Source organism: Kineococcus sp. GCM10028916 (assembly GCF_042674865.1).
GTDB lineage: Bacteria > Actinomycetota > Actinomycetes > Actinomycetales > Kineococcaceae > Kineococcus.
Window position 1 is genome coordinate 98,797 of sequence record NZ_JBHTFM010000003.1, and the last position, 18,505, is coordinate 117,301.

The 18,505-nt window shown below is 71.1% G+C and carries 18 protein-coding genes; 9 read left to right on the plus strand and 9 right to left on the minus strand.

Going from position 1 to position 18,505, the window contains the following annotated elements:
• Nucleotides 1-15 precede the first annotated feature (15 nt).
• From ACFQ46_RS02845 to ACFQ46_RS02855, 3 genes are all read left to right on the plus strand, one after another.
• On the plus strand, nucleotides 16-1,035 hold the full coding sequence (locus ACFQ46_RS02845; protein ID WP_380257008.1) for a LacI family DNA-binding transcriptional regulator: 1,020 nt from the start codon (nucleotides 16-18) through the stop codon (nucleotides 1,033-1,035).
• On the plus strand, nucleotides 1,032-1,427 hold the full coding sequence (locus ACFQ46_RS02850) for a YchJ family protein (RefSeq protein ID WP_380257010.1): 396 nt from the start codon (nucleotides 1,032-1,034) through the stop codon (nucleotides 1,425-1,427). The genes ACFQ46_RS02845 and ACFQ46_RS02850 overlap by 4 nt, the downstream gene beginning before the upstream one ends.
• A 71-nt stretch (nucleotides 1,428-1,498) precedes the next feature.
• Complete coding sequence (locus ACFQ46_RS02855; RefSeq protein WP_380257012.1) at nucleotides 1,499-2,623, plus strand: Vms1/Ankzf1 family peptidyl-tRNA hydrolase; 1,125 nt, start codon at nucleotides 1,499-1,501, stop codon at nucleotides 2,621-2,623.
• A 148-nt stretch (nucleotides 2,624-2,771) separates the two neighbouring features.
• On the opposite strand, the gene ACFQ46_RS02860 is transcribed toward ACFQ46_RS02855, so the two are convergent.
• Nucleotides 2,772-3,167: a hypothetical protein gene (locus ACFQ46_RS02860; RefSeq protein WP_380257014.1), complete on the minus strand. Its 396-nt coding sequence runs from the start codon at nucleotides 3,165-3,167 to the stop codon at nucleotides 2,772-2,774.
• A 223-nt stretch (nucleotides 3,168-3,390) separates the two neighbouring features.
• On the opposite strand from ACFQ46_RS02860, the gene ACFQ46_RS02865 reads away from it, so the two are divergent.
• The 3 genes from ACFQ46_RS02865 (at nucleotide 3,391) to ACFQ46_RS02875 (ending at nucleotide 6,589) form a co-directional block, all read left to right on the plus strand.
• Nucleotides 3,391-3,954: a hypothetical protein gene (locus ACFQ46_RS02865; protein WP_380257016.1), complete on the plus strand. Its 564-nt coding sequence runs from the start codon at nucleotides 3,391-3,393 to the stop codon at nucleotides 3,952-3,954.
• 107 nt (nucleotides 3,955-4,061) lie between these two features.
• On the plus strand, nucleotides 4,062-4,883 hold the full coding sequence (locus tag ACFQ46_RS02870; RefSeq protein ID WP_380257018.1) for a sugar phosphate isomerase/epimerase family protein: 822 nt from the start codon (nucleotides 4,062-4,064) through the stop codon (nucleotides 4,881-4,883).
• 620 nt (nucleotides 4,884-5,503) lie between these two features.
• Entirely contained in the window at nucleotides 5,504-6,589 is a 1,086-nt protein-coding gene (locus ACFQ46_RS02875; RefSeq protein WP_380257020.1) for a CDP-glycerol glycerophosphotransferase family protein, read from the plus strand.
• A 133-nt stretch (nucleotides 6,590-6,722) separates the two neighbouring features.
• On the opposite strand, the gene ACFQ46_RS02880 is transcribed toward ACFQ46_RS02875, so the two are convergent.
• The 3 genes from ACFQ46_RS02880 to ACFQ46_RS02890 all read right to left on the minus strand — a co-directional run bounded on the left by ACFQ46_RS02880 (nucleotide 6,723) and on the right by ACFQ46_RS02890 (nucleotide 7,745).
• Nucleotides 6,723-7,232 carry a putative immunity protein gene (locus ACFQ46_RS02880; RefSeq protein WP_380257022.1) on the minus strand — a complete coding sequence of 170 codons (510 nt, stop codon included), beginning with the start codon at nucleotides 7,230-7,232 and terminating at the stop codon, nucleotides 6,723-6,725.
• Nucleotides 7,233-7,312: 80 nt separating this feature from the next.
• Nucleotides 7,313-7,630 (minus strand): type II toxin-antitoxin system VapC family toxin, encoded by a 318-nt coding sequence (locus ACFQ46_RS02885; RefSeq protein WP_380258389.1) that lies wholly within the window; start codon nucleotides 7,628-7,630, stop codon nucleotides 7,313-7,315.
• Nucleotides 7,620-7,745 (minus strand): hypothetical protein, encoded by a 126-nt coding sequence (locus tag ACFQ46_RS02890; protein ID WP_380257024.1) that lies wholly within the window; start codon nucleotides 7,743-7,745, stop codon nucleotides 7,620-7,622. The genes ACFQ46_RS02885 and ACFQ46_RS02890 overlap by 11 nt, the downstream gene beginning before the upstream one ends.
• A gap of 515 nt (nucleotides 7,746-8,260) precedes the next feature.
• Here ACFQ46_RS02890 and ACFQ46_RS02895 point away from each other — a divergent pair.
• Nucleotides 8,261-8,602, plus strand: coding sequence for a hypothetical protein (locus ACFQ46_RS02895; protein ID WP_380257026.1), 342 nt, complete (start codon nucleotides 8,261-8,263; stop codon nucleotides 8,600-8,602).
• A gap of 535 nt (nucleotides 8,603-9,137) precedes the next feature.
• On the opposite strand, the gene ACFQ46_RS02900 is transcribed toward ACFQ46_RS02895, so the two are convergent.
• Both ACFQ46_RS02900 and ACFQ46_RS02905 read right to left on the minus strand, forming a co-directional pair.
• A complete protein-coding gene (locus tag ACFQ46_RS02900) occupies nucleotides 9,138-10,727 on the minus strand; it encodes a methyl-accepting chemotaxis protein (protein ID WP_380257028.1) in 1,590 nt (529 codons plus the stop codon).
• A gap of 302 nt (nucleotides 10,728-11,029) precedes the next feature.
• Nucleotides 11,030-11,314 carry a hypothetical protein gene (locus tag ACFQ46_RS02905; RefSeq protein ID WP_380257030.1) on the minus strand — a complete coding sequence of 95 codons (285 nt, stop codon included), beginning with the start codon at nucleotides 11,312-11,314 and terminating at the stop codon, nucleotides 11,030-11,032.
• A 45-nt stretch (nucleotides 11,315-11,359) separates the two neighbouring features.
• On the opposite strand from ACFQ46_RS02905, the gene mprF reads away from it, so the two are divergent.
• Both mprF and ACFQ46_RS02915 read left to right on the plus strand, forming a co-directional pair.
• Complete coding sequence (mprF, locus tag ACFQ46_RS02910) at nucleotides 11,360-13,915, plus strand: bifunctional lysylphosphatidylglycerol flippase/synthetase MprF (protein WP_380257032.1); 2,556 nt, start codon at nucleotides 11,360-11,362, stop codon at nucleotides 13,913-13,915.
• A gap of 483 nt (nucleotides 13,916-14,398) precedes the next feature.
• Nucleotides 14,399-15,574, plus strand: coding sequence for a 4-hydroxybenzoate 3-monooxygenase (locus tag ACFQ46_RS02915; RefSeq protein ID WP_380257034.1), 1,176 nt, complete (start codon nucleotides 14,399-14,401; stop codon nucleotides 15,572-15,574).
• A 307-nt stretch (nucleotides 15,575-15,881) separates the two neighbouring features.
• On the opposite strand, the gene ACFQ46_RS02920 is transcribed toward ACFQ46_RS02915, so the two are convergent.
• The 3 genes from ACFQ46_RS02920 to ACFQ46_RS02930 form a co-directional block, all read right to left on the minus strand.
• Nucleotides 15,882-16,232, minus strand: a complete 351-nt coding sequence (locus ACFQ46_RS02920; RefSeq protein WP_380257036.1) for a hypothetical protein — start codon at nucleotides 16,230-16,232, stop codon at nucleotides 15,882-15,884.
• Between the two features lie 169 nt (nucleotides 16,233-16,401).
• A complete protein-coding gene (locus tag ACFQ46_RS02925; RefSeq protein WP_380257038.1) occupies nucleotides 16,402-17,361 on the minus strand; it encodes an SDR family oxidoreductase in 960 nt (319 codons plus the stop codon).
• Between the two features lie 181 nt (nucleotides 17,362-17,542).
• Nucleotides 17,543-18,145 carry a DUF3159 domain-containing protein gene (locus ACFQ46_RS02930; RefSeq protein WP_380257039.1) on the minus strand — a complete coding sequence of 201 codons (603 nt, stop codon included), beginning with the start codon at nucleotides 18,143-18,145 and terminating at the stop codon, nucleotides 17,543-17,545.
• Between the last annotated feature and the right edge of the window lie 360 nt (nucleotides 18,146-18,505).

The window sequence follows — 18,505 nt, forward strand, 5'->3', positions numbered from 1 at the left end:
AAGGAGGGTAGAGGCGTGAGCGATCCGGGGGGACGACCCACGATCCGCAGCGTCGCCGCGCGCGCAGGGGTCTCCAAGTCGCTGGTCTCGCTCGTGCTGCAGGAGAGCCCGAAGGTCTCGCCCGAACGCCGCGCCGCCGTGCTCAGCGCGATGGACGAGCTCGGCTACCGCCCCGACCCGACCGCCCGCAGCCTCGCGCAGGGCCGCACCCGGGCCGTCGGGCTCGTCCTCGACGACCTGCGCAACCCGTGGTTCGTGGACGTCCTCGACGGACTGCGGCCCGTGCTGCGCGCGGCCGGGCTGCGACCGGTGCTGGCCGAGGTCCGCAGCGAACCCGAGGCCCCGCAGACCTTCGCCGACCTGCGCGTCGACGGGCTCGTCGTCATCGGCACCCTGCCCGACCTCACCCTCGTCGAGGAGGTCGCGGTGCACCTGCCGGTCGTGCTGGCCGGCACCCGCACCCCGCCCGGGACCGACCTCGACGTCGTCGCCGGGGACGACCCGGCCGGGGTGGGGCTCGTCGTCGACCACCTGCTCGCCCTCGGCCACCGCCGCATCGCCCACGTCGGCGGGTCCGGGCCCGTCGGCCGGCTGCGCCGCGAGGCCTTCGAGGCGGCCGTCCGGGCCGGCGGCGGGACACCCCTGGTGGCCGTCGCCGAGATGACCGAGGACGCCGGCCACCGCGCGGGTCTCGTCCTGCTCGGCGCCGACCGACGTGCCGCCGAGCGGCCGACCGCCGTGCTCGCCGCGAACGACGCCTGCGCCGTCGGGGTCCTCGCGGCCGCCGCCGACCTCGGCCTCGCCGTCCCCGGCGACGTCTCCGTCGCCGGCTACGACGACACCTCGCTGGCCCGGCTGCGGGCGGTGTCGTTGACCAGCGTCGACAACGCCGCCCGCGAGGTCGGCCGGATCGCGGGGGAGCGCCTGCTGGTCCGCCTCGAGGACCCCGAGCTGCCCGTCGGCCTGCGGCTGGTGGCCCCGCGTCTCGTCGTGCGCTCCACCACGGCCCCGCCGCCGGGCAGGATGACGGGGTGACCACTCCCGAGGGACCGTGCCCGTGCGGCTGGGGCGAGCCGTTCGCCGGGTGCTGCGGCCGGTACCTGGGGGGCCGGGCGGCGCCGACCGCGGAGGCGCTGATGCGTTCGCGCTACACGGCCTTCGCCGTGGGCGACCGCGAGCACCTGCTCCGCACCTGGGACCCCGCCACCCGACCCGACGGGCTCGACCTGGACGCCGGCGTCGAGTGGCGCCGCCTCCTCGTGCTCGCCACCACGGGTGGGAGCCCCTTCGACGACACCGGGACCGTCGAGTTCGAGGCGCACCACCGCCAGGCGGGCCGCCGCGGTGTCCAGCACGAGAACTCGGCCTTCACCCGCGTCGCCGGCGTCTGGCTCTACGTGGGGCCGGTGGGAAACCTGGTCGCGTGATCGCGCTCCGGTTGAAACTCTGAGTCACGGGTAAGAGCGTGGGGCATCCATACGCGATGAGGAGGAGTCCCGTGAAGCTGGACTGGCTCAAGGACCTGGCGCTGGACCCCGGTCCGCACGTGTCCGTCTACGTCGACGCGACCCGCGACCGGGCGACCGGCGCCCACGACATCGACCTGCGCTGGCAGGACGCCCGGTCGGCCCTGGCCGGCCAGGGCGCCCCCGAGACCGCGCTGAGCGCGCTCGACGCCGTCGCCACCGAACCGACCGGCGTCGGCGGTCACGTCGGGCGCGCGATGCTCGCCACGAAGGAGGGGCTGCAGCTCGACGTCGTGCTGCCCGCCCCGCCGCTGCGCGAGGAGGTCAGCACCGGCCCCGTCGCGCACCTCATGCCGCTCGTGCGGTCGAGGGCCGACGACGTCCGCTACGTGCTCGTCGAGCTCGACCGGGCCGGCGCCGACATCACCCTCACCCGCACCGGTGCGGTCCAGGGGGCCCAGGTCCACTCCGTCGAGGGGGGACACGACCTGCTGCACAAGGGATCCGGGGACAACCGCGCCGAGCACCGCTACCAGCGCTCCGTGCAGGACTCCTGGGACCACAACGCCGCCGCCGTCGCCGCCGACCTCACCGACCTCGTCCGCCGCGAGCACCCCGAGGTCGTGCTGCTCACCGGTGACGCGAAGGCCGCCGCCGCGCTGCGCGAGAAGGCCCCCGCCCCGCTGCGGGCCCTGCTCCGCGACGTCAAGGGCGGCTCGCGGGCGGCCGGCACCCACGAGAAGGCGTTCACGGCCGCCGTCGCCGAGGTCCTCGACGTCGTCCGCTCGGCGCGGCGCCAGACCGTCGTCGACGACTTCGTCCAGGAACGCGGCCGGGCGGGCCGGGCCGTCGAGGGGATGGCCGCGGTCGTCTCCGCCCTGCGCGCGGGCCAGGTGGCGACGATGCTGCTGCTCGACGACCCGAGCTCGACGGAACTCCTCTGGGCCGGCCGGGGACCGCTCGAGATCAGCACCACGACGATGGACCTGCACGCCCTGGGCGTCGAGGACGCCGTGCAGGTCCGCGCCGACGCGGCCCTCGTCCGCGCCCTGGCCGCCTCCGACGCCGAGATCCACCTCGTCCCGCTCCCGGAGGAGGACGGTGAGGCGCCCCTGGTCACGATGGCCGACGGCATCGGTGCCCTCCTGCGCTACTAGGGCCCGTCCTGCGGGTCGTGAACAGCCGTGATCCCGCGCGGAACGCGGGAGCTCGACCATTCACGGGGGTCGGTCTGGCTCGGGGCCCGCAGTGACGGCCCCCTTCTGAGACGGGTGCACGCAGTTCTCGGGTGACCGCGACGTCGGGCTACGACGCGTCGGCGGTCAGGTTCAGGGTGCCGGGGAAGGCCAGAGCGAAGGTGATGCCCCCATCGGCCTCCAGGCCGGTGGGGGTCACCTGGTCCTGGGTGATGTGGAGGCCGAACTCGGGCATCGAGACGTCCACGGTGTACGTGCCGGGGCCGAAGGTCTTGGTGGTGCGGCCGGCGTCGTCCAGGGTCGCGGTCCCGACCTCGCTGCCGCCGGCGAAGAAGGTGACCTCTGCCCCCGCGGCCGGTAGGTCTCGGCACTCCTGCTGGCGGCACAGGTGCAGGGTGGTCTCCACCGTGACCTCGCCCGTCTCCTCCCCCGAGCAGCCGGCCGAGGCGGCGATCAGCAGCAGGGGGGCCAGGAGCGGGAGCACGCGGCGTGCGGGGTGGTCCACGTGAGCAGAGTGGCAGGACGGCAGCCGGTCCACTGCCGGTCCAGCGCCGGCGGACCGTCCGACTCTCGCCAGGACCGCGACGTCGCCGACCGCGCGCACCGCGGGAGGACCGTGCGCTTCGCGCGCACCGCGGGATGACCGTGCGGTTGGGTACCTCGATCCCGGGGTGCGCTCAGGGGAATCCCTGATGCGCCAGGTCGGGGCGACCCACGACGCTCACTGCATGAGCAACATCGACAACGAGCAGGGCACGCTGCTGATGGCTTTCGACGTGGACTGCGGTGAGGTCGTCCCGGGTCGTCACCTGCACCTGCGGGGCCTGCGCGACGAAGGCCACTGGCCCGACGCCGCAGGCAACCGGCTGCCTGAGCCAGCAGGTGAGTCCTGGCAGATGGTGTCGCTGGACTACGAGATCGCCCCGGCGGTCCATGAGGACGATCCCGACGCCGGGCAGTGGTTCGTCAGCCCGGTGGCTGATGTGGAGTACGAGGTCGACCCGCCCCTGCCGCGGGAGGTGCAGGAGGCGGGGAACATCGGCGGCGGCAGCGTCACCGGTGAGCCGGGGCAGCCGTACTCCCGGGGCAGCTATGGCCCCTATCCGTTGCCCGGCGGTGCGCGTGAGGTGGTCTTCACCCTCACCCCGTACCTGGACCGGCGTCCGGGTGAGGATGCCGGTCGGGGTGGGCCGGACTTCGTGGTGGATGCAGCGACGCAGCCGCTGGGTCGGGTGGTGATCGACGTGGCTGCTGGCGCGGCCCGTTGGGAGCCGCTGGCCGCGGTCAGCTGATGTCCTCACCCACTTGGTCGGCATCCCGCTCATCGTCATGACCGTGATGCCCGTGGGCGTGGGGTCCGGCCAAGGGCGGGGAGGTGCGCGTACGAGATGCTGGGGGCATGACGGTCAGCGATGACACCAATCCCGGTCCCGGCCACGATCTGCTGCCGGCCGCGGCGGTCCACGCCTGGTCCCTGGACCGCACCCTGGGCCGCTTCCGGGCCACAACCACCACCGAACCCGCTGGGCTGCCGCTGCTCGAGCTGCCCGCCGCGCTGCGCGAGCACGGCTACCGCATGGTGCAGCTGTGCCACTTCCACCTCCCGCACCGCGACGCCAGCTACCTCGCCGAACTGCGCGCGGCGCTGGCTGAGGCCGGTGTCGTGCTGGACGCGTTGCTGGTGGACGACGGTGATCTGACCCACCCGAGCGAGGCCGCGCGCGAGGAGGCGTGGATCTCCTCCTACCTCACCGACGCTGTCGCCTTGGGGGCCGCCCGGATCCGGGTGGTGGCCGGCCAGACCCGCACCGACACCGCGCAGGCCGACAGTTCCGCGGCGCTGGGGCGCATCGCTGCCCGTGCCGGGGATCTGCGCGTCGTCACCGAGAACTGGGGTGTCGTGACGCGCGACGCCGCGGACGTGCAGGCCGTCCTCGACCCCCTCGACGGAGCGGTGGGACTGCTGGTGGACCTGGGGAACTGGAGCGGTCCGGGCAAGTACGTCGACCTGGCCGAGGTCGCCCCCTACGCGGAGACCTGCCACGCCAAGGCCCACTGGGACGGGGGGGACGTCGACGAGGTCGACTACCGCGCGAGCCTGTCCTCGATCCTCGACGCCGGTTTCAGCGGTCCGCTGGCCTTGGTCTACGACGCGGTCGGCGACGACGAGTGGGCGGGGCTGGCCGTTCAGCGCGCGATCGTGGAGGACGTTCTCAGCTGAGCGCTCGATTGAACGGCCGTGTTTCGGACGTGGCCGCTCGGCACCGACCGCGCGGGTCGGGGGAGCCCTGAGCGCGACGTCGTCGACGTCCATGACAGCGGGATGACCGTGACGTCGGTGCAACGGGGCGACCCCCGTCGTGGGGGAAGACGTGGGTGCGCCGATCTGGTCGCCCGGGTGACCGTTTCGGTTCACCCACGGGTGACCTCATGTGGTGACAGCGGTGGGTGCGACGGCCAGGGCTGAACGCCCGGACATCGCCATGAGCGCGACAGTGCAGTCGTCGGCGCTTCTGTGCGTTCGCGGCGTCAGTCCTCGGTCGTCCTCAGCAGGCGGTGGGTGGCACGCCGGAGCTCGGGCAGGACGATCGTGAGCCTCGCAGCCCTCCAGCAGATGCACCGCTGCGCGGGGTGACCCCGCTTCCCGCGCCTGACCCGATGGCCGAGCACGAGGCACCGGGTCGGGTCTCCGGCGGTCGCGACCCTCGACCACGGTGGAGCTCGGTCCGCAGTCGGACCGCCAGGTCCTCACCGGCCTGCACGAACCCTGTCGAGCGGCTAGCGTCGGCGCACAGCGCGGGACATCCCGCCCGGGACGAGCACGGTGGGGGCGGGAGATCGGTGAAGGTCGTCTGGAACGCTGACAACGGCCGCTACGCCGACAACCCGCGGGCGCTGCACGAGGCCTGGACCGCCCGCGGCGGTGACGGCGTCGACCACCTCTGGCTCGCCTCCTCCCGCCAGGCCGCGACGTTCCCGCCCGGCGTGGCGACCGTGCCGATCGGGACACCGCAAGCCGTCGTGGCGCTCGAGGCGGCGGACGTGCTGGTCTCGAACACGCACATCCAGCTCGACCGGTGGCGCAAGCGTCCCGGGGCGGTGTACCTGCAGACCTGGCACGGGACACCGCTGAAGCGCATCCACCGCGACGCCGCGTTCCAGCCCCCGGACGACGTCATGGCCGAGCTGGACGACGACATCGCCCGCTGGGACCTGCTCGTCACCCCGAGCGCCGAGGGGACGCGGTTGCTGCGGGCCGCGTTCGCCTACCGGGGCCGGGTGCTGGAGACCGGCTACCCGCGCAACGACGTGCTCTCCGCGCCCGACCGCGACGCCCGGCGCGCTCGGGTGCGCGCCGAGCTCGGCCTCGCGGAGGGCACGACGGCCGTCCTGTACGCGCCCACCTACCGCGACGACGAGGCCGCTCCGGGCGTCGACGCCCCGCTGGGGCTGGACGTCGGGGCCCTCGCGCGGCGCCTCGGTGACGACGCCGTCGTCCTGCTGCGCCTGCACCACTACATGGGCCACCAGAGCCGTCCCGCCGGCGGCGGGCGGGTGCAGGACGTGGGCGCGTACCCCGACATCTCCGACCTGTACCTGGCCGCCGACGTCCTGGTCACCGACTACTCGTCGTCGATGTTCGACTTCGCGGTCACGGGCAAGCCGATCCTGGTCTTCGCCTACGACCTCGCGCACTACCGCGACCGCCTGCGCGGCTTCACCTTCGACCTGGAGGCAGAGGCGCCGGGCCCGGTCCTGCTCGACCAGGAGGCGCTGACCGCGGCGCTGCTCGACCTGCCTGCGGTGGCCGCTGCGCAGGCGGGACGCTACGCCCGGTTCGTGGAACGCTTCTGCGCCCTGGAGGACGGCCGTGCCAGCGAGCGCGTCCTGCAGGCGCTGTGGGCCGAGGGTCTGCCGCCCGGCTGACACCGCCGACGGGACTCGCCGACCGGACGCGGCACCGACGGCACCGTCGGGGTCGCGCGCAGACGACGAGCACGCCACTCGACTGCGCGTGTCTTCCTCCGCCCCGTCGGCCAGACCGCACCGCGAGGTCTCGTCAGCCGGCGAAGACGGACCAGCAGATCGCGTCGCGTCTGGCTTGGTCCTCGAGCACCAGCTCCCGGACGCGCTCCGGGAGCCGCTCGCGCTGCCAGTCGCGCTCCAGCCGTCCGGTGGTGGGACCGGCCGTGCCCGCTGCCCGTGCCGCCTTGATCGCGTAGGCGGCGGCGCCGAGGTCGTGCTCGGGCACGTGAGGTACGCACGCGGCCTGGCCGGCGGCGTAGGCGGCGCAGCGGGCAGCCCCCCGCAGCGGGCGAGCCGCTCCCATCGCGTGCCCACCGCGAGCTCGGGCGTCCATCATCTGCACGCTGCCCCCGGCCCAGGCGCGTGCTGCCTCGATGGCCTCGCGTGGACGGGTGTCCGCGGGCTGTTCGACCTCGAAGAGGTGCAGCACGTGGTCGGCGCAGTCAGCGGCCCACAGGGCGATGAGCCGGTGGTCCTCGTCGGTGAGTTCTCCACCGCGGCGGATCGTGACCAGTCGCGGGTCGCGGACCTTCGGGAGGATCACGTGACCAGCGTGCCAGCAGCGGGGCAGCCGGGACGACCTTCCGGTACAGCCGGCGGTCATCGTCGTGGGTGGCACTCAGCTCAGCGCACGACGTCCACTTCGCAGGTGGTGCCCGGCGCACGGGACAGACGGGCGTCGGCGGTGACCAGGACGATGCCCAGCACCTCGGTCAGCGCGACGTGGGCGGCGTCGTAGCTGGTGAGCGTGTGGCGCAGTTCCCGGCAGCGGTGCAGCAGCGGCCGGTGAGCGACTCGTCGTAGGGGCAGGTCGATGAGGTCGTCCGACGCCGGATCGACGCGGCGCTGCGGCAGGCGGCCTGCGATCCCGGCTCGGTGCAGGACGGAGGCCACCTCGCGGTCGATCACCTCGGGGGCGAGGACGCTGGCGTCAACGACGATCGCGGTCGTCGTGCACCGCCTTCACGGCGTCGCGGAAGGACAGGCTGCCACCGGCTCGCCCACCGGAACGCTCGAGCACCTCGTCGAGGACGTCCTCGATCTGAACGCTCGGCAAGGCGCCACTCTGACGCCACCTACGCCGATGTGCGATCGCTCGGCCGTCGCCATGACCGCGAGGTCGTCGAGCGCGGACGGCGGGATGACCGGAAGAGTGTGAGAGCGGTACGTGCCCCGGGACCACTCGGATGCCGTCGCACCGGCCTCGTGCGCTCGGTGGGTGGCGCCGCTCAACGGGGCGTAGGCGTAGAGGTCGACCTGCGCTCGTCGTCGCCCGGCCTGGCAACGGCGGGCAGCGGCGGCAGGCCGAGCTGCCGATGCAGAGTCGGGCAGGAGGGATCCACCCCGTGGTTCCCGTAGTGCACCTCGATGCCGGGCAGCTGCCGCTGCAGCTCCACGGAACGGGGGACACACCGGGCGGAATGATCAATGGGGTGACCGTGCCATCTCGTTCCAGGCGACTGTCCCCGCACCTCCTCGCCGGCTTGGATGTCGACTGCGGCGAGCTCATCCCTGGTCAACGCGTCATCGCCCGGGGTTCGACCGACGAGGGCACCTGGCCGGATGCGCTGGGTGACCCAGCCCCCGGCCGAGGTCGGGGGTACGCGGCAGATGGTCAGCCTGGAGTACGAGCTGGTGGTCGGCTTCACCGATGAGGACCTCGCCGCCGCCCCTTGGGACGGTGTGCTGCTCGTCGATGCCGCCTGCAGCACCGACATCCCGCTGGCCTGGAGCACCGGCGATGAACACGGAGGCCGCACCAGCTTCGATTCTCACCCTGGGGAGGTCGAAGCCATCGGGCGGTGCGGGCCGTACCGGCTGCCGGCGCAGGCGAAGCAGGTCTTCTTCCACCTGTTCGCGGTGCTGGACGCTCGAGGGAAGCATGACCTGGAGATCACACCAGCCGGTGGGTGAGGTGGTCGTGGACCGGGGTGAGGGTTCTGCGAAGTGGCGGCCCGAGACCGCCGGGTGACCAGGCCACGGTCGCCGACGCCGACGCCGACGCCGACGCCGACGCCGACGCCGACGAATCGCGCCATGGAAACTCAGACGAAGCGCGGGACGAACCACGGCAGGGTCCCACCCGCGGAACGGCTACGCGATCCTGTCTGGCTCGATCCGACATCGGCACGCCAGGGCGTTGCCGGTTGTCGATCTTCATCCAGAGGAACGCCACGACCGAGCGTCTCGAACCGGCTCGCACCGATGTCAGGCAGGGCCGGTCGTGTCGGAGGTCGACACGTCACGACCAGCCCCTGGCCCGCACCTGAGGGGGGAGAGGCGCGGGCCGGCTGTCAGTTCATCCCACTACCGAGGCGCTGGCGACCCGACCGTTCGCGCACCTCGGGATGACTGTGGCGTTGGAGAGCGGCGAAGGGTGTGCCGCTGACGGCTCGGCCGGTGCTGCTGGGTCGTGGTCGTACTCCGTCGACCCCACTGGGGCTGGTGCTCAGCGGCGGGGGAGGGTGAAGGAGCCCACCAGTTCGTTCAGCTCCACCGCGGCGCGCGAGACCTCACCGGCGGTGGTGGCGGTGTGGGTGGCCCCGGCGGTGGTCTGATCCGCCGCGGCGGCGATGCCGGAGATGTTGGTGGCGATCTCCTGGCTGCCGGAGGAGACCTCGGTGACGTTGCGGACCATCTCCGAGGTCGTCGCGGACTGCTCCTCCACCGCGGCGGCGATGGTGGCCTGCAACCCGTCGATGCGGGCGATGACCTCACTGATGCCGCCGATGGCGAACGCGGCCTCGGTCGCGTCAGCCTGGGTGGCCGCGACCCGGGTGGTGATGGATTCGGTGGCCCGGGCGGTCTGCTGGGCCAGTTCCTTCACCTCTCCGGCGACGACGGCGAAGCCCTTGCCCATCTCTCCGGCGCGGGCGGCTTCGATGGTGGCGTTGAGGGCGAGGAGGTTGGTCTGTTCGGCGATGGAGGTGATGAGCTTGACGACGTCGCCGATCTCGCGGGAGGAGGCGGAGAGGCGTTCCAGGATCTCCGAGGCCTGCGACGCGCTGGACACGGCGTCGGCGGAGACCGAGGAGGCCTCGGCGGTGGAGGTGGCGATCTCGCGGATGGCGGAGGTCATCTGCTCGGCGGCAGCGGCGACGGTGCCGATGTTCGCGCTGATCTCCTCCGTGGCCGCGGAGACGACCTGGGTCTGTGCCGCCGACTCCTCCGCACCGGAGGAGAGCTGGGTGGCGACGCTGGTGAGTTCCTCGGAGGAGCCGGCGAGGGTGGCGGCGTTGTCGGCGATGCGGAGCATGGTGGTGGTGAGGTTGTCCATGGTGGTGTCCAGGGCGGTGGCGAGCTGACCGACCTCGTCCTTGGTGGTGACGTTGACGCGCTGGTCCAGGCGGCCGGTGGCCAGGCCCTGGACGACGGTGAGGGTGCGGGCGAGGGGGCCGGCGATGGAGCGGGACACCAGGACGGCGATGACGGCGGCAACGACGACGGCGACAGCACCGATGACCAGCAGGAGGGTGACCGCGGCGTGGTAGGTCGAGGCCCCGTCGGCGGCGAGAGTCTTGGCGGAACCCTGCTCGGTGACGGTCATCGCGTCGAGCTGGGCGTTCAGGGCGTCCGAGGGGGGCACCGTGAGCTCGGTGCGGGCCTTGACGAAGCCGACGAGGTCACCGGCTTTCGCGAAGGGCAGCACCTGTGCGCGGTTGGTGCGGTAGGTGGCGATGAGGTCCTCGACCTGGGCGTGGTCGCCTTCGCTGGTGCTGGGTGAGGTGGCCAGGTAGGCCTGCCACGCCGTGTCGTACTTGGCGTCGTCGGCGGTGATCTTCTCGACGGCCTTCTCGACGTCGCCAGGCTGGGAGAGGGCGGTGTTGGCCAGGTCCATGCGCAGGTTGAGGAAGGCGATCTTGGTTGCGCTGATGGTCTGCACGGAAGCGATGCCGTCGGTGGAGACCTTGTCCAGGTTGGCCTGGGAGCCGCTCAGGCGGGAGATGCCGAGGGCTACGACCGCAGCCAGGAGCAGGCAGACGACGCCGAAGCCGGCGAACAGCTTGGTGGCGACCTTCAGGTTGCGCAGCGTGTTCATGACCGGCCTTCCGATGAGTAGAGGTGAGAGGTGGGACCCACGATCAGAGCGCCTGGTGGGGATCAGCCCCTCGGTGCGCTACTCCTCCTGATCGGCATTTAGCTAGAAGATCTTGAGGCTTCACCTCACCCGGACAGACGAGCGGACTCTCGATCCCGACCACGAGAAGTCATTCAGTGTCACAAGTGCTGGTCAGGTGAGCTGGATGAGTGGCGCGGTGCGGGGGACTGACCAGCGGCGCCACCCACCGTTCCGTTCCGGCCAGCTCGCAGGAGCTGCGGAGAACTGCCACTCACCAAGCCTCAACGTGCGAGCTGGCGAAACCGTTCGTTGCTCAACGCGTTGGCACGGATGGTGTGGAGGGTGAGTTCGGCGGCGGCTTCGTCGCCGTGTTGGAGAGCTCGGGCGGCGGTGGCCAGCTCGGCGGTGTGCAGGTGGCGGATGGCGGGGAAGAGTTCTTCGCTCATCATGGGGATGAGTTGGCCGACGCGGGAGCCCTCGAGGCGGACTTCGACGGCGCTGCGGGCGCTGCGGGCGCTGCGGGCGCTGCGGGCGCGTGGTTCGAGTAGTTCGTGCCGGGTCCACACCCCGCCCTCCTTCAGGAGAAGAGTCGCGGTGCCGACTGCTGGTCGGTGAGTTCCCCGCCCTTGCTCCGGCCTCGGACCCTCGCGGCGCGCCGCCTGCTCGCCCCCCTGCTCGTGCTGGGCCTGCTCGCCGCCGCCGCGATGCTGCTGCGCCGGGCACTTCGCCACTACGACGTGGCGCAGTTGGACGAGGACCTGGTGGCGCTGGGCGCGGGTGCAGTGCTCGCCGCTCTCGCCGCGACCGCGGTTTCGTACCTGGCCATGACCGGCTACGACGCCTTGGCCCTGCGCTACGTCAAGCACCCCTTGCCCTACCGCTGCTACGGCCTCGCCTCCTTCGTCGCCACCGCCTTCGGCAACAACCTGGGCGCCTCTGCGGTGGTGGGGGCGGCGTTGCGGGCCCGTGTCTACTCCAGCTGGCAGGTTCCCCGGGCGGCCATCACCGCGATCATCGGCTTCAACCTGGTGACCCTGACGCTGGGTGTCACGGTCTTGGCGGGTAGCGGAATGCTGCTCGACCCGGCCCGGGTCGGGCAAGCCCTGCACCTGCCCGACGCGGTGATCACCGGCCTCGGGTCGCTGCTGCTGGTCTCGGTGCTGGCCTACCTGCTCTGGTCCCGCTTCGGGCGCTCCATCGGCTGGCGCGGCTGGCGTGTGGATCGCCCCGCTCCCCGCCTGGCGGTGGCTCAAGTCCTGCTCTCGACGCTCGAGTGGCTGGCCATGGCCGCGGCCCTCTACGTCCTGCTGCCCGGGGAAGGGCGGCTCCCGTTCCTGGCCTTCGCCGTGGCCTTCGCGATCGCGACCGTCGCCGGGCTGGTGAGCAACGTGCCCGGTGGGTTGGGCGTCTTCGAATCGACGCTGGTGCTGCTCATCGCATCGAGCACCTCACCCGGCGCGCTCGCGGTGGCGCTGGTGGCCTACCGACTGTGCTACTTCGTGCTGCCGTTGCTTCTCGCCGCCGTGCTCCTCGTCGTGCACGAGGCCCGGCGCAGCGCGGTGGCAACGGCGTCGGCGTCGGCGTCGGCGATGCCTGCCGGCCCGAGGTCTCTGGCCCGCCTTCCGTCTGTCCCCACGTCGTCGGTGCTGGCGCTGGTGATGGCCGGTGCGGGCGTGTTCATGCTCCTGGTGGGTGACCTTCCGGGCCCCGGGGAACTGGACGTGTCGGCCATGACCATCAGTCTGGCCGGGTTGGGGGCCCTGTTCACGGCCCAGGGTCTGCACCACCGCCTGAAGCGCGCCTGGGTGGCTGCTCTCGCACTGCTCACGGGGGTCACGGGAGTCGCTACCGCCCACGCTGACCTGGTGCTGGCTGCGGTGACCGCTGGGCTGGCCCTGTTGCTGGTGCTCGCCGGCTCCACCTTCTACCGCGGCGTGCTCTTGGCCCGCCCGCGCAACCCGTCCTGGTCGATCACCGCAGCCGTGCTGATCGGGGTGGCCGTCTGGTGGTACGAGTTCAGCGGCTTGTGCGGGGTGGTCAACGCGCCTTTGTGGGCGGCGTCGGTCTCCGGCGGCGCCTCGGGTGCGGACCGGGTGGCCATGGTCGTGGGCGCGGTGGGAGTCCTCATCGGTGGCCGTCGGATCGCCCGGGCGGTGATCCCCGACCCGCAGGTTCGGTGTGAGGTCGAGATGGCCAAGGTGGCCGGTATCGTCGCCCAGTCCGGGCGCTGCACCTCGCACCTGGCCTTCACCGGGGACAAGCGTTTCCACTTCAACCCGAGCGCTACGTCCTTCCTCATGTACCAGGTCGAGGGTCGCAGCTGGGTGGTCATGGGGGACCCCGTCGGGGACCCAGACGATGTCGGTGACCTCGTCGCGAGCTTCGTGGCGGAGGTCGATTCCCACGGGGGCCGGCCGGTCTTCTACAACGTCTCGAGCGAGCACACCGACCTCTACCGCGACTGCGGGCTGAGCCTGGCCAAGCTCGGGGAGGAAGCCGTGATCGTGCTCGATGAGTTCACCCTCGCGGGCAAGGCCCGGATGGGGCTGCGCAATTGCCGCAACAAGTCTCAACGCCTCGGATTGAGCGTCGACTTCGTCGCGGTGCAAGACGTCACGCCGCTGCTGCCCGCTCTGCGTGAGGTCTCCGACGCCTGGCTCACCCACCGCAACGGCAAGGAGAAGCGGTTCTCCCTGGGGGCCTTCGACGAGGACTACGTCGCCCGCTTCCCGTTGGTCGTGGTGCGTCAGGAAGAGCAGATCATCGCCTTCGCCACCTTGTGGATCGACGGCGATGGTCAGCAGGTGCAGGTCGACCTCATGCGCCGCCTGCCCGATGGGCCCCGCACCGTCATGACGTACCTGTTCATCGAGTGCATCCTGTGGGCCAAGGAGCAGGGCTTCTCGTCCTTCAGTCTGGGGGTAGCGCCTCTGTCGGGTTTGCGGAGCGACGTTGCGCCCTCCGCGTGGGATCGGGTCGGGCACCTGTTGTGGACCCACGGTGAGCGGTTCTACAACTTCAAGGGCCTTCGCGCGTTCAAGCAGGGTTTCCAGCCCCGGTGGCGGACCTGTTACGTCGCCACCCCGGGCGGGCTGGTCTTGCCGAAGGTGATGGTGGATGTGGCCACGCTGGTCGGAGGCGGGATCCGCGGCATCGTCCGCAGCTGATCTGCGTGTGAACGCTCCGGGATCAGTGACTCGGCCGCAGTCACAGCCTGGGTCGCAGCCCTGGCGGTGGATTCGGTGGATTCGGGGGTCAGAGGATCTGGTGAAGGCTTCGAGTGCGGCCTTGAAGGCCCGTGCGCGGCGCGGCCCGAGAAGGGCGACGTTGTTGTGGACGACGTGACGTTGATGATCAAGTCGTAACCGCGTTCTGCCATCGCGGGAGCCGGGGAGCCGGGGAGCCGGGGAGCCGGGGAGCCGGGGCACCGACGAGCAGTAGGCGGGCGCGGGTGTTGACAGCGAAGTGACGGTACGAAGGTGCTGAACGTGAGGTGGTCATCATTGTGAAGCTTCCTCAACGGGCGCTGTGCGGGCGTGGTGCGGACGTGGTGCAAGCGCGTCCAGGGCGATCGCCCGAGCGGGTGATAGTTCGATGAAGCATCCATCGAAACGCAGACGGCGCACTCACCGGACTGCGACGGTGACCCCATGCGCACAGAGGTCGCCATCATCGGCGCCGGCCCCGCCGGCATGCTGCTCTCCCACCTGCTCGCCGGCGACGGGGTGGAATCCGTGGTGTTGGAAACCCGCTCCGAAGCTCACGTCGCCGCCCGCATCCGGGCCGGGGTCCTGGAACAGTCCACCATCGACGTGCTGACGAACGCCGGACTGGGAGATCGTCTGGCCCGTGAAGGGGGCCAGCACCAAGGCATCTACCTGACCTGGCCCGAGGACGACGTGTTCATCGACTTCGAGGAACTCACCGGACGCAGCACCGTCGTCTACGGCCAGGGCGAGGTGCAGAAGGACCTCATCACCGCCGCGCACCGCCGCGGACAGCAGGTCGTCTACGAGGTGTCCGACACCCAGATCCACGACATCGACACCGTGCACCCCTGTGTGACCTACACCGACGCCGACGGCAACCCCGCTCGCCTCGACGCGGCTGTCATCGCCGGCTGCGACGGGTCCTTCGGGCCTAGCCGCTCGGCGGTGCCGGAAGAGGACCGGACGCGTTTCGAGCGCAGCTACCCCCACTCCTGGCTGGGTGTGCTCGCCCAGGTCGCTCCCTCCACCGACCACGTCCGCTACGCCTGGCACCCCGACGGTTTCGCGATGCACTCGATGCGTTCACCCTCGGTGAGTCGTCTCTACCTGCAGGTGCCCGCCGGCACCGACGTGGCGGAGTGGTCCGATGACCGGATCTGGAGCACGCTGTCGACGCGCCTGGGCTCGGGTCGGCGCGAGTTCGAGCTGATCAGCGGTCCCATCACGGAGAAGTCGGTGCTGGCGATGCGCAGCCTGGTGCAGACCCCGATGCGGTCCGGGCGGTTGTTCCTGGCCGGGGATGCTGCACACATCCTGCCCCCCACCGGGGCGAAGGGTTTGAACCTCGCGGTGGCTGACGTGGCGTTGCTGGCCCCGGCGCTGGTGGGCCTGGTGCGCAAGGACGACCCGGAGTCGGCCGGGACGTATTCGCAGCGGGCGTTGGCGCGGGTGTGGCGGGCGACGCACTTCGCGTGGTGGATGACGAGCATGCTGCACAGCGCGGAGGATCCCTTCCAGGCCCAGTTGCAGCTCTCGCAGTTGCGGTGGTTGGCGCGCAGCCGTGCCGCGCGGACGGACCTGGCTGAGAACTTCGCCGGCGTCGACCTGCACGCCTGACCCGTGTCCACCCTGTCCTCACCCGCGCCCAGGGTTTCGACGCGGTCATCGCCACCGTCAGCGCGAGGTCTCACCGGCGGCGAGGGGCACCGGGTGCAGGTAAGATCTCTGTGGCTTGAGTCCAGCTATTCCCCTCCAGGGAACGTAGGCCACACCAGAGCGCAGCGGCCGCCCATCCGCGGAGCCTCTTTGCCTGGCGGCAGGAGATCTGGTCGCTGCAGTCGGAGCGGCTTGTCTCATGCAACCTGTCCTAGTCGAAGATCACTAGGACCTGCCGGGAGAGGGAAGCAGGTCGTCTACGACCGCCTCAGGCGAGGAAGAAACCGGCGATCTCGGTGAGCTCGACGCCACCACCGGATCGAGCGTGGCTCGCACCCTTGGTGAGCAACAAGCCGTCCGAACCGTTCAGGGTCCAGTTCGCTATGGCCTGGTCATGGTGCTCCAGGTAACGGTAGTCCTTGAAGATCGAGCCTGGCGCCGATGTCCGGAACGCCGTGATGTAGTTCGCAAGTTCGTCCACGCCGTGGGCCTCTCCCCGAGAATCGAGGTGATGACCTTCAGCGGCCACGCTCTGAGTCAGTAGGTGGTGACGTTCGTCGGCAGCGAAATCTCGCCAGGCTGCCTGGTAGGTGGCCCAGGTGTTCTCGTGCTTGTTCATCACGACTGTCCTTTCGATCCGTGCGGGGACTAGTACCTTCGATGAAGGTCAGCGTCTGACGGTAGACGGATGGGGCCGGGTGCAAGGTGGCGTGCGCTGGCGAACATGCAACCGTTCCACGCGCTGTGGGGAGACAAGGCCAAGATGACGCGAGGGTGTGGGTTGGGTCTCAGCCTCGTGCCGTTGTCGTCGTCGTCGTGAGTGACACCCCGGCCAGGGTCTGAGACACGGTCCAGACACGGTCAGCCTCAGCCTCATCCCGCAGCGGGCGATACAGCGGCTGCTCACCGGGACCGCCTCCGAGGTTCCCGAACCCGGTGGGTCCGTAGAGCCGTCCACCCTGAGCCTGCGGTGCAGTCGCGGCGTAGAGCGCCGGCAGCTGAGCGCTCTCGACGGTCCCGACGAGGATCCCTGCGCGCGAGAGCCTGCGGATGACGGCGATCTGGGGGGTGTTGCGTTCGCGCTGCAGTTCAGGGCGAGCGGCGAGCAGGCTGGTCGGCGCGACCCCGGGATGCGACAGGTTGCTCGTGATTCCCCACCCTTCGGCGCGGCTGCGGCGGTCCAGTTCGAGGCCGAACAGCCCGAACGCGATCTTTGAGGATCTGTAGGCGTGCATACCGTGATAGTTGTTCTCCCAGTTGATGTCCGCCCAGTTCACCGCGCCGGTGCGGGCGGCCACGCTGATCTGGGAGGTGATCCGGGCCCGGCCGCCGCGCAGCAGGGGCAGCAGGTGGGCGACCAGGGCGACGTGGCCGAGGTGGTTGGTGCCCAGCTGCAGCTCCAGCCCGTCGGTCGTGGTCTGACGCTGGGGCGGGGTCATGACGCCGGCGTTGTTGATGAGCAGGTGGATCGGATTTCCTTCCGACTGCAGGCGGTGTCCGAGGGCGGCGACCGATTGCAGTGAGGACAGGTCCAGGTCATGCAGGGTGACGTTGGACGAGGGGTGCTGTTCGCGGATGCGGGCCAGGGCGGCTTCGCCCTTGGCGCGGTTGCGCACGGGCAGCAACACCTCGGCGCCGGCGCCGGCGAGGCGGGCGGCGATGCCGAAGCCGATGCCGTCACTGGCTCCGGTGACCAGAGCACGGCGCCCGGACAGATCGGGCAAGGACAACTGGGGAGTGCGGGACATGACGTTCTCCTGAAGGGTGGAGGACTGCGGCGGCGGGGATTCAGGAAAGTCGGACGCACTGACGCGATGGACAGTGGCACCTCGTTGGTGATCCGGGTCGAGATCTTCGCGAGCACGTCATAGGGGGGTGCCGGGTCAGTGTCGGGTGAGTGTCGAGGAGGAGTGGGCGGGTGGCGGGCGGCTAGGTGGCGGTGATGGCCTGAACCGGTGCGCCCGCGCTGCGGCGGGCCAGGACCAGCGTGAGGGCGAAGTGCACGGCGAAGCTGGTGGTGGAAACGACCTGCACCACCGCCAGTGCTGCGGGCTGGTCGGCGAGGTAGAGGAGGATGCGGGCGGACAGGGTGAGCCCGGCCAGTCCCAGGCCCACCAGCGTGCTGGCGGTGTACAGCCGCCGCAGCCCGCGGTGGGTGTGCCAGCGGCGCGGTCCGCCGGAGAGTGGGTTGACGATCAGGCCCATCAACGGGCGCCGGGCGAGCAGTGACCCGCTGTAGGCCAGGACGAACAGCACTGGCACCACCATCGCCGGGAGGAAGAAGTCCCGAGCTTCCCCGGTCACCGCGGCGACCCCGGCGCACACCGCCGCCACGACCAGCCCCGCGACCGCGGCTCCGGGAGACTCCCGTCGAGCCAGGCGGATCGCGCAGGCCGTCATCGCGGTGACCGTCAGGCCGATGAGGGCCGGGGTGAGGCCGGCGACGGCCTCGATGATCACGAAGGCGATCGTGGGCGCTGCGGCGCAGGCCAGCCCGAGCGGTCCCCCCAGTCGCTGCAGGGTCCCGTCCACCGTTGTACGGGTCAGGGACCGTTCTGGCGCTTCCTGCAGGCCCAGCAGATGCCGGGTGGCGGCGCTGGGACTGGCCGACACTGGGTGGTCAGTGCTCCGGTGCCAGGGGTCGGTGTGCTCGCGAGGCTCGGCTCCGGTAGTGGCGCGCTGGGTCACTGATCCTCCTGGGTCGGGGTGGTGAGACCAGCCTCAGCCAGGTCCGCGGCCGTATCCAGGGCCTGCCGATCCGCCCCAACGGCCTGGTCCAGCTCGACGGTGAGGTGGCCGCCGGCGTTGAGTGCGGTGAGAGGTTGAGTGCGGTGAGAGGGGGATCGGCAGGTCGTGGCTGGGTGTGACCGCAGCCGGTAGGAAGGGGGGCAC

Excerpts from the sequence above, each read along its gene's own strand:
- ACFQ46_RS02915 (WP_380257034.1), top strand. The coding sequence starts at position 14,399 with ATGCGCACAGAGGTCGCCATCATCGGCGCCGGCCCCGCCGGCATGCTG.
- ACFQ46_RS02865 (WP_380257016.1), top strand. The coding sequence starts at position 3,391 with ATGAGCAACATCGACAACGAGCAGGGCACGCTGCTGATGGCTTTCGAC.
- ACFQ46_RS02925 (WP_380257038.1), bottom strand. The coding sequence starts at position 17,361 with ATGTCCCGCACTCCCCAGTTGTCCTTGCCCGATCTGTCCGGGCGCCGT.
- ACFQ46_RS02920 (WP_380257036.1), bottom strand. The coding sequence starts at position 16,232 with ATGAACAAGCACGAGAACACCTGGGCCACCTACCAGGCAGCCTGGCGA.
- ACFQ46_RS02870 (WP_380257018.1), top strand. The coding sequence starts at position 4,062 with ATGACGGTCAGCGATGACACCAATCCCGGTCCCGGCCACGATCTGCTG.
- ACFQ46_RS02900 (WP_380257028.1), bottom strand. The coding sequence starts at position 10,727 with ATGAACACGCTGCGCAACCTGAAGGTCGCCACCAAGCTGTTCGCCGGC.